Origin of the sequence: Paraburkholderia sp. USG1, from assembly GCF_031570135.1 — a bacterium.
Classification (GTDB): Bacteria; Pseudomonadota; Gammaproteobacteria; order Burkholderiales; family Burkholderiaceae; genus Paraburkholderia; species Paraburkholderia dioscoreae.
In genome coordinates, this window is the sequence record NZ_JAMWXW010000013.1 from 207,241 (window position 1) to 216,797 (window position 9,557).

Annotated in this window: 7 protein-coding genes and 2 pseudogenes; 6 read left to right on the forward strand and 3 right to left on the reverse strand. The window is 61.3% G+C overall.

What is annotated here, in order from left to right; genetic code table 11:
• Nucleotides 1-20: 20 nt before the first annotated feature.
• The 3 genes from traD to NE850_RS19265 are packed head-to-tail and all read left to right on the forward strand — an operon-like array spanning nt 21 to nt 3,373.
• On the forward strand, nt 21-2,162 hold the full coding sequence (traD, locus tag NE850_RS19255) for a type IV conjugative transfer system coupling protein TraD (protein ID WP_310699258.1): 2,142 nt from the start codon (nt 21-23) through the stop codon (nt 2,160-2,162).
• Nucleotides 2,163-2,177: 15 nt separating this feature from the next.
• Nucleotides 2,178-2,876, forward strand: coding sequence for a DUF4400 domain-containing protein (locus tag NE850_RS19260; protein ID WP_405044863.1), 699 nt, complete (start codon nt 2,178-2,180; stop codon nt 2,874-2,876).
• 53 nt (nt 2,877-2,929) lie between these two features.
• A complete protein-coding gene (locus NE850_RS19265; protein ID WP_310699260.1) occupies nt 2,930-3,373 on the forward strand; it encodes an SET domain-containing protein-lysine N-methyltransferase in 444 nt (147 codons plus the stop codon).
• Between the two features lie 17 nt (nt 3,374-3,390).
• Here NE850_RS19265 and NE850_RS19270 read toward each other — a convergent pair whose 3' ends face one another.
• Nucleotides 3,391-3,603 carry an AlpA family transcriptional regulator gene (locus NE850_RS19270; RefSeq protein WP_310699261.1) on the reverse strand — a complete coding sequence of 71 codons (213 nt, stop codon included), beginning with the start codon at nt 3,601-3,603 and terminating at the stop codon, nt 3,391-3,393.
• A gap of 708 nt (nt 3,604-4,311) precedes the next feature.
• Nucleotides 4,312-4,527: pseudogene (locus tag NE850_RS19275) on the reverse strand (transposase); the annotation flags it as partial.
• A gap of 235 nt (nt 4,528-4,762) precedes the next feature.
• Here NE850_RS19275 and NE850_RS19280 point away from each other — a divergent pair.
• Nucleotides 4,763-6,001, forward strand: coding sequence for an IS110 family transposase (locus NE850_RS19280; protein ID WP_310699262.1), 1,239 nt, complete (start codon nt 4,763-4,765; stop codon nt 5,999-6,001).
• 28 nt (nt 6,002-6,029) lie between these two features.
• On the opposite strand, the pseudogene NE850_RS19285 reads toward NE850_RS19280, so the two are convergent.
• A pseudogene (locus NE850_RS19285) lies at nt 6,030-7,091 on the reverse strand (IS256 family transposase); the annotation flags it as partial.
• A 572-nt stretch (nt 7,092-7,663) separates the two neighbouring features.
• On the opposite strand from NE850_RS19285, the gene istA reads away from it, so the two are divergent.
• Both istA and NE850_RS19295 read left to right on the forward strand, forming a co-directional pair.
• Entirely contained in the window at nt 7,664-9,214 is a 1,551-nt protein-coding gene (gene istA, locus NE850_RS19290) for an IS21 family transposase (protein WP_310699263.1), read from the forward strand.
• 15 nt (nt 9,215-9,229) lie between these two features.
• The coding region (locus NE850_RS19295; protein ID WP_310699264.1) for an ATP-binding protein at nt 9,230-9,557 on the forward strand (328 nt) is incomplete at its 3' end.

A 9,557-nucleotide genomic window follows, 5' to 3' on the forward strand; every position in this document is an offset into this window, starting at 1 on the left:
GGACGGGGAGCGCAGCGGCGATGGCCTATCCAGTCGAAAACCGCTTTCGCAAGCCGGTCGAGCTGTTGTCGTCCGTTGCTGCACTCGCGGCCACTGGCGTGTTCTGGTCCCATCCTGTACTGTTCCTCGTCACGCCTGCAACGGGCGGCGTAACGACGGTTGCGCTGCTCGCGCTCGCCTCCCTACGGGCACGGCAGGCATGGCAACTGATCCGTTTCCAGCGCAACCTACGGCGCCTGCCGCAGTACGTGATCGCGGCGGCGGCGATTCCCTGTTCGGACCAGGAGGTGTTTCTCGGCCGTGGCTTCCGTTGGAGCACGGCTCATACGCAACGCCTGTATCAGGCCCGGCTTCCCGAGAACCGGCGGTTGCTTGCCCGGAACGATCTGTATGACCACGCGCGGGACTATGAACGGTTGCGTCCCGACGCGCGCCTAGCGCGCGTCACACGTCGGCAGGCATGGTGGAACCCGGTCGCGCCGCTGCCGCCCGTCGGAGGCGATCCCGCCCTGCACGGTGTCGAGCCCGATGAGCGCGACATCTGGTTCGACCTCGGTGAGCGGGTCGGGCATATGGCCGTGCTCGGCACAACGCGAGTCGGCAAGACCCGGCTCTGTGAGGTGCTGGTTGCCCAGGATATCCGCCGCGGTGACATCGTCATCGTGTTCGACCCGAAGGGTGACGTTGACCTGCTGCTGCGCATGTATGCAGCGGCAAAGCGTTGCGGCCGGGAGAGCGAGTTCACGTTTTTCCACCTCGGTTATCCCGACAAGTCTGCACGCTACAGCCCGATCGGCACGTATTCGAGGATCACAGAAGTGGCGACGCGCATCGCAGGCAACCTGCCAAAGGAAGGGCAGTCGGCTGCATTCCGCGATTTCGTCTGGCGCTTTGTGAACGTGATGGCGCGTGCGATGAGCGCACTTGGCATCCGTCCGACCTACGAGATGATCTACCAGAACGCGGTGAACATTGACGGACTTGCCTTGCGGTATTTCCGGTTCTGGCTCGATCGCGATCATCCAGGCTGGGAGGACGGGCTGGAGCCGCTGGAGAAGGAGGAAGCCAAACAGGCGATGCGGCTGCAGCGCAACCAGGAGGTGCTGCAGGTCGCGAACCTGATCCGTCAGCAGGGCTGGACCGATCCGATCGCGAACGGTCTGCTCTCGGTGATCAGCAACGAGCGCTCGTATTTCGACAAGCTGATCTCGTCGTTGTATCCCCTCCTGGAAAAGCTCACCACAGGACGCACGTCGGAGCTGCTGTCCCCTGACTATAACGATCCCGACGACCCGCGGCCCGTGTTCGACTGGAACCGTGTTATGGACCGGGGAGGCATCGTCTATGTGGGACTGGATGCGCTGTCCGATTTCGAGGTCGCGGGCGTGGTCGGCAACGCGATGTTTGCGGACCTGACGTCGACTGCGGGCCGCATCTATAAGTATGGGCATGGTTATGGCCAGAGCGCCACCGGCGGAAAGCGCCGCGTGTCGATCCATGCGGACGAATTCAACGAACTGGTGGGCGACGAGTTTGTGCCAATGGTGAACAAGGCGGGTGGGGCGGGCTACCAGGTGACGGCCTATACGCAAACGAGCGCCGATGTGGAAGCGAAGATCGGTTCGCGGGCCAAGGCCGAACAGATCTTCGGCAACTTCAACACGCTCGTGATGCTGCGCGTGAAGTACGTGACAACGGCGAAGATCCTGACCGATCAGCTCCCGATGGTCGACGTGAAGACGCTGACGCTTGCGTCGTCGGCAACAGACGCCGTGCGCCGCGGCGAGGGCGTGCATTTCACGGCGCAAACCCACGATCAGATCTCTGTGAGGCCGGTTCCGATGCTACAGCCGTCGGACCTGACGCAGCTACCCAAGGGCCAGGCGTTTGCGCTGATTGAAGGCGGCCAGCTTGTGAAGGTGCGGTTGCCGCTGCTGGACGCGCACGATCCGGTCATGCTGCCGGGGCTTGACGATGTGGTGGCGGACATGCGCTTGCGCTATGCGTCGTACGTCCAGGCCGTATCGGCCTTTGACGATGTGGGTGGGGTGGCGCCGGACGCCATTGGTGGAGCGGTCGGCAGCTTCATGCCGGACCGTGCGAGCGACCCTCCATCAACCGCCGCTCCGTGGACTGTCGAAGGCAAAGGCGCGGGATTCTGACCACGAAGGTGAGCAATGACGGCGAGAGCGCGGGATGGAAATGCCGATGGCGTGAAATCTTTTTTCTGGGTCGTTGATCTCGCGATCCACGCCGTCCTCTGGCTGCTGCTGGCCAGCCTGCTCTCGGTGCTGGCCGATCTGGCCGCAGCGCATTTTCTGTGGCGTGACGATCCGGCTGGCGGGATCCGGTCGCTGATGCGCTATTACATGGAGCAGACGAGCGATCCCGAACTGGCCGCGCGGGCAGCGGACTTCGCCTACTGGAGCTGGTTTGGCTGGACGGGGGTCGATGCGTCGGCACGCGCATGGGAGACGGGGATCCTGCCGCATCAAGGAGTGGGTTCGCTTCTGCGCCCCGCCTTTACCGGCACGACCCGGGAAGCGCTGGTGGTGGCGATGGTCGGCATCAAGCTTTTCGGAATCCGTGCCGCGATGCTCGCGATGACGATTCCCCAGTTCGCGCTGGCGGTCGCCATGGCGCTCGTTGATGGACTCGTATCGCGGCATGTAAGGCGCGAGGAGGGCGGCCACGAATCGGCCACCCGCTATCACCACGCGAAGCACCTGTTGATGTTCGGCATCATTCCGCTCACCGCGATGATCTGGCTGGTGGCGCCGGTTCCGCTGCCGGTATATCTGCTTTTCTGGCCCGTGTCGTTGATGATCACGATCGCGATCTGGAACATGGCCAAATACTTCAAGAAGTACACATAGGCTGCGATTCGTTACCCTATACTCCGGCCATCGAAAAGGAGGACAGGCAGGTTATGCAGCGACGGGTGGTGGTTCGGCGTTCGCCCGTGCACGGGCGCGGTGTGTTCGCGTTACGGGCACTCGAAGCCGGCGAACGGCTATTGGAGTACAAGGGTGAGGTCATTGCCTGGAGGGTCGCCATCAGGCAACACCGGAAGAGTGGCGCCTCCGGTCACACCTATTTCTTCGGCCTGTCGGACGGACGCGTCATCGACGGGGGCCAACGGGGAAACAGCGCACGCTGGCTCAATCATTCATGCACTGCCAACTGCGAGGCAGTCGAGAATGGGGATCGGGTGTTCATTCACGCGTCGGTCGCGATCGCGCCGGGCGAGGAACTGTTTCTCGATTACCAGTTGACCGTCGAGGATCTCGCAGACGAGGAAGCACGCCTGAGCTATGCCTGCCGATGTGGTGCGCGGGGATGCCGCGGCACGATGCTCGCCGTCGGCTCGTGAGGTTCCTAGTGATCCAATCACTGAGCCGAGTGCAATCCCGGCGCCGATTGTTCTCTGGCCGCGGAGCGATTCGCCAGCCAGGCCTCAAGCTCTGATTCACGCCAGCCAGTCGCACGTTCACCGATGCGGATGGGGCGCGGAAATTCTCCTCGTTTGATCATGGCGTAGACGGTCGCACGGCACAAACCAATCTTCTTCACCACGTCCTTCATGCGCATTACCTGGTCCATTTGTTCGACTCCGGGGTGCCCTGGTCATCTTTGATTATCCATGGAGCCTGCCTTGCTGCAATGGACATAAGGGATCGACATCGTGATGGAACAGGTGGAACAATGAGCTTGCTGACCGTATGGACCACGCCGTGTGATAGTGGGGATTTACACTTTGTTACCCCTTTGTTGAGCAGGGTACGCTGCCGGGTCTATAGGCAAAGACGTCTCGAACAGATCTGGTTGCCAAGGCTGAATGACACGAAGGAACATCGACGACAGGAACTGCCTGCTCTTGTTCGGCTGGCTTTGTACGTGGCTCCGCGTAACCACCTTTTCGGGATGCGACTATCGGAGCCAATGCTTGGGGGGCCGGTCGGCATGCGCCAAGGTTCTTCGGGGGCGCACATCGGCGGCAGGAGTCGAGTCAGTAAGGAAACGAACTGCTCCCAGGAAGGCGGCCGGACGGTGTGGGTGACTGCGGACGGTCCCCATCGGTCATTTTTTTGAATGACCTGGCAAGAATATCACCCCGTGCACGGGCACCGCTGATAGTCGGTGGGAGGTGTACCTGGCCGAGTTTGCGGACCGGCAGACGTACCGCTACACGCAGTTCTGCGAGCACTACAAGGCGTTCACGAAGCGGTCGCTCGCGCGCCAGTGTTGTGTAGGGACATCAGCAACGCATGGTCAGGGGGTGTCCCGAATTTTGTGTAAACGGGTTGATGTCTAAAGCTGCACCAGTCGTTCTTCGAACTGGATGGTGAATCGGTTCAGAGCTGCTTTCCAGTCGCGGATCGGCATCGACCACTTCTTGCTGATATTGTTCAGCGCCAGGTAGAACAGCTTGGTGACGGCCTCGTCGGTCGGAAATGAGCTACGGGCCTTGATCACCTTGCGCAGGCTCATGTTGATTGATTCAATGGCATTGGTAACCGGCATGATATAGCCGGTGCCTCGCGGTCCCGCGCCGCGCAGTTCAGGCGTATGGTGTGACCATCCGGGACAAGGGGCACCGGGGAGCACTTCGGGTGGGCAGGCCGTTCTTATACGTTGAGCCGCGAGCTCGTGTTTGTAGTTGGCCGCCCCTGCGACCCGCCCGGTTGCGCTGCGAGCGCGAATCCGTAGTTGTCGTGCTGTCCCACCAGCTCCCAACAGTGATTTTGAATGGGAGATGGCTATGCGAATCGTAGGACTGGATGTTTCGCGCTCCGTGGCTGAGATCGCGTATCTGGAGGACGGCGTGCTCCATGCCGGCGGCCGGACCGGTCTGCGGCGCGACGAGCTCGAGCGTTTTGCCGGGAAGTTGCGCACAACAGATCATGTGGTGCTCGAGGCGACCGGCAACACTGCCACCATCGTGAACGTGCTGCGCCCGCACGTCGCCTATGTGGCGATCGCAAATCCTCTGCGGGTGCGACTGATCGCCGAGGCGCGTGTCAAGACGGACAGGATCGATGCGGCTGTACTGGCACAGCTATATGCGAGTGGCTTCCTGCCGGAAGTCTGGATGCCTGATGAGCACACGCTGGCGCTGCGCCGCCAGATCTCGCGCCGCTCGCAACTGGTCCGGCAGCGCACGCGCCTGAAGAACGAAATTCACGCCGTGCTGGCCGCACACCTGATCGAACGGTGCCCTGCCTCCGACCTGTTTGGCAGGAAGGGGCGCGCATGGCTCAGTGTTCAGCCGCTGCCAATGGATGAACGACTGGGCATTGAGCAGCGCCTTCGCGAGCTCGATCGTCTGGGCGACGATCTGCATGAGGTTGAGCAGGCACTGGCGCAGACGACCTTCAACGATGAACGGCTACGAAAGCTGCTGACGATCACCGGTGTCAACACAACGGTGGCGATTGGACTGCTGTCGGCAATCGGCGACGTCAGCCGGTTCCCGAAGCCAGAGAAGCTGGTCAGCTATTTTGGGCTCAATCCGGCGGTTTATCAGTCGGGTCCAACACCGGCCCGGCATGGCCACATCACCAAACGCGGGAGATCCTATGCGCGTGCGATGCTGGTCGAAGCCGCCTGGGCTGCGGCTCAGGCACCTGGCCCGCTGCGTGCCTTCTACCTGCGTGTACGTGATCGACGCGGCCAGCAGATCGCGATCGTCGCGACCGCACGCAAACTTGCGGTCATCGTGTGGTACGTGCTCGCGCGTAATGAACCGTTCGCATGGGACCGTCCTGCGTTGACCGCGAGTAAGCTTCGAGCCCTTGAATTACGATCGGGAATGCCAGCGCAACATGGCCCGCGCAAAGGTTCCGCTGCCGCTTACAGCCTGAAGAGCGTGCGCGATCAGGAGAGGGCTGTCGCCGAGCAGGCCGAGCGTTGTTATCAACGGCTGTTCTCCCGATGGAAGCAGGCGCGGCCCAGGACTGATACCGCCGGAATCCAATGGCCCCGGACACCTCCTTCCTGAGTGAAACGAATTGGCCAACGAGGGGCTTGTCAATTTCATCCGTGGTGTAAATCACCTTCCTGATCTCTGGCGGGTAATCGAAGAACGGAATGACGCGTTCCCAGTTGCGCCGCCAGCTTTGCCCGATGGACGGGTAGTCCTTGTCCCACTTTGCTTCGAACGCGCCCAACATCTGCTGCGCCATCTCGACGGTTGATGAAGTGTAGATCGTCTTCAGATCGGCGGCGACCTCGCGCTGCACCTTCCACGACACGAAGTTCAGGCTGTTGCGCACCATGTGCACGATACACAACTGGACGGCCGCTTTCGGGTAGACCACTTCAATGGCTTCGGGGAAGCCCTTGAGCCCGTCGACACAGGCAATAAAAATGTCCTGCACGCCGCGTGTTTTTAGCTCGGTGACCACCTGCAGCCAGAACTTCGCGCCCTCGGTCTGGGCGATCCACAGGCCCAGCACCTCCTTGTGACCTTCCATGTTCACGCCGATGGCCAGATAGACCGCCTTGGTGCGCACCGCGCCGCTGTCACGCACCTTGACGTGGATACAGTCCAGATAGACGATCGGGTAAAGCGCATCGAGCGGGCGAGCCTGCCAGATCTTCACCTCCTGGCTGACCGCGTCGGTGACCGCCGAAATGAGCGTGGGCGACACCTCGGTGCCATACATTTCCTCCAGATGACCCTGAATCTCCCGCACGCTCAGGCCCCGTGCATAGAGCGAGATGATCTTCTCATCAAAGCCCGTCCAGCGTGTCTGGTGACGCTCCACCAGCTTCGGTTCGAACGCGCCCTGGCGATCGCGTGGAATATCGAGCGGCAACTCGCCGAACTCGCCCTGCAACGTCTTGGCGCTGTGGCCGTTACGGGTGTTGCCCGTGGCGTTGGTGACCGCCTCGCTCTTGCCATGGCCCAGGTGCTCGGACATCTCGGTCTCGAGTGCCCGCTCCACCAGCATCTTGGTGAGCTGCTTGAGCAGGCCGTTCTCGCCAATCAGGTCTTCGGGTTTCTGGTAGTTCGCCAGCAGGCTGTCCGCCAGTTTGACGAGTTCAGGATCGGGCTTTACACGTTTGTTGCGCTTTGCTACGGTCATCGTCGCTCCTGTTACTGGCAGTCTCCTGCCAAATGACCGTTTACACAAAACTATTTACACCCTCCATGGTCACGCATTCCGTGCACCGTTCGTAAGTCTGCTGCAGCAAGAAGTGCATCCATCTCGGGCTTCTCAAGGTAGAGAATCTCGGAGCGTGCGAACTTACGGAATGGTATCGCTACGACACGCCCAGACCATTCTAGGCGCTCCCCCTGTCCGCTGGTCCGAGATTTTCCTGTCTCAACGCATCGTCGATACCCGACGACGTTGTACCTCTCAGTAAGCCTCGAATCCTGCCGAAACTACCTCACGTTGCGTATTTCGGCGAAGCCGAACAGGGTTTTAGGTTGAAGCCGAACAAGGTCTTTGCTGGATGACGAACACGCATTTCGGTTAAAGCCGAACGAGAACGCTGGTGTTCCGAAACGGCTGTTCGGTTTGCCGAAAAGCCTGTTCGGATTCCCGAAACCAGCGTTCGGCAAAGCGAAGCGGATCGTCAGTTTCAGGTTGGCGGTGCTGCGTATGGATCAATCCGTCGGCATTAAGGTAGCTCCCTTTGGGAGATATTGACGATGCCGGCTCACCGGACAACCATGCGCAGAATCAAGGAAGTGCTTCGCCTGAAGCTGGCTTGCAATCTCACACACCGCCAGGTGCAGGGCGCGCTCGGCGTCGGCCTTGCGACGATCACCCAGTATCTTCAGCTTGCCGCAGCAGCCGGACTCGACTGGGCGGCGATTGAGCCACTGGAAGAGGATGAGCTTGAACGGCGTGTACTGTCGTCGGCATCGTCGCCTGATCCGTCGAAGCGGATCGAACCGGATTGCAGCGTCATTCACCGGGAACTGCGCCGCAAAGGCGTCACCCTGCAACTGCTGTGGGAGGAGTACGTCGAGTCCCATCGCGGCGGCCGCACGTACGGCTATACGCAGTTCTGGCGGCGTTACAAGGACTGGGCGCAGACGCTCAAGCGTTCGATGCGTCAGCAGCATCGCGCGGGCGAGAAGCTGTTCGCCGACTTCGCCGGACACACCATGCCGATCCTCGATCGCGCCGGCGGCATCGCGTTTGAAGCCCACATCTTCGTCGCCGTGCTCGGCGCATCGAACTACACGTATGCCTGTGCCACGCGCTCGGAGACAACGCCGGACTGGATCGGCGGACTGATCGACGCGATGGAATTCTATGGCGGTGTTCCCGAGTTGCTCGTCCCAGATAATCCCCGAGCGCTGATTGCGAAGCCGGACCGCTACGAGCCAGGTCTCGGCCGAACCGCGCAGGACTTCGTGAATCATTACGCAACCGCGATGCTGCCGGCACGGCCGCGCAAGCCACAGGACAAGGCGAAGGTCGAAGTCGGCGTGCAGATCGTGGAGCGCTGGATTCTTGCGCGGCTGCGCAATCATCGCTTCTTCAGCCTCGGCGAACTGAACCGGGAGATCGGCAAGCTCATCACCGATCTGAACCAACGCCCGTTCAGCAAGCTTGAGGGCAACCGCCGTCAATGGTTCGAACGGCTGGACCAGCCGGCGTTGCGTGCACTGCCAGCCCGCCGGTATGAGATCGCCACGTTCCAGAAGTGCCGCGTCAACATCGACTATCACGTCGAGGTCGACCATCACTATTACAGCGTGCCGCATAGCCTGGTTCGTCAGGAAGTCTATGCGCGCATAACCCGCCATGGTGTTGAAGTTCTGCATGGTGGCAAACGCGTCGCCGCCCACGCGCGCAGTCGCCTCAAGGGCAAGCACACCACGCTGCCAGAGCACATGCCGGCGGCCCATCGTGCCCACATGGAATGGACGCCCGGTCGCCTTCTGAACTGGGGCGCCTCGATCGGCCCCGGCGCTCAAGCCATCGTCAATCACCTGCTGACCAACCGGCCGCATCCCGAGATGGGATACCGGGCCTGCCTCGGGCTGCTGGGGCTCGCTCGCAAGTATGGCAAGGATCGCCTCGAGGCAGCCTGCCAGCGCGCGCTCGTGATTGGTTCGCCGACGCGCCGCTCTGTGCTGTCGATCCTCGAATCGGGTCTGGACCGGCAGCCGACGCTCCCGTCACAGCTCACCTCATGGCAATCCCCGGAGCACGAGAACGTGCGCGGTCCCGACTATTACCACTGACCTCAGGAGGTCACGATGTTGACGCAGCAAACCCTCTCCCAGCTCAAAGCCCTCAAGCTCGACGGCATGGCCCGCGCGTTCGAGGAGCAGGTCTCACTTACCGCCAGTTCGAGTCTGTCATTCGAAGAGCGCTTCGGCATCGTCGTCGACCGGGAACTCGCGTGGCGCGACACGCGAAGGCTCGAACGCCTGATGAAAGCGGCGAAACTGAAGAACCGTAAGCGTCATTTGAAGGCCGTATCGACATCGACGTTGAGAGTGTCCAAAGTGATGTCCATCACTTCGAGTAGTGGGGACCACTTTGATGACAGAGACCGGCAGAGCTGGAAGCCGCAAGGGGCGG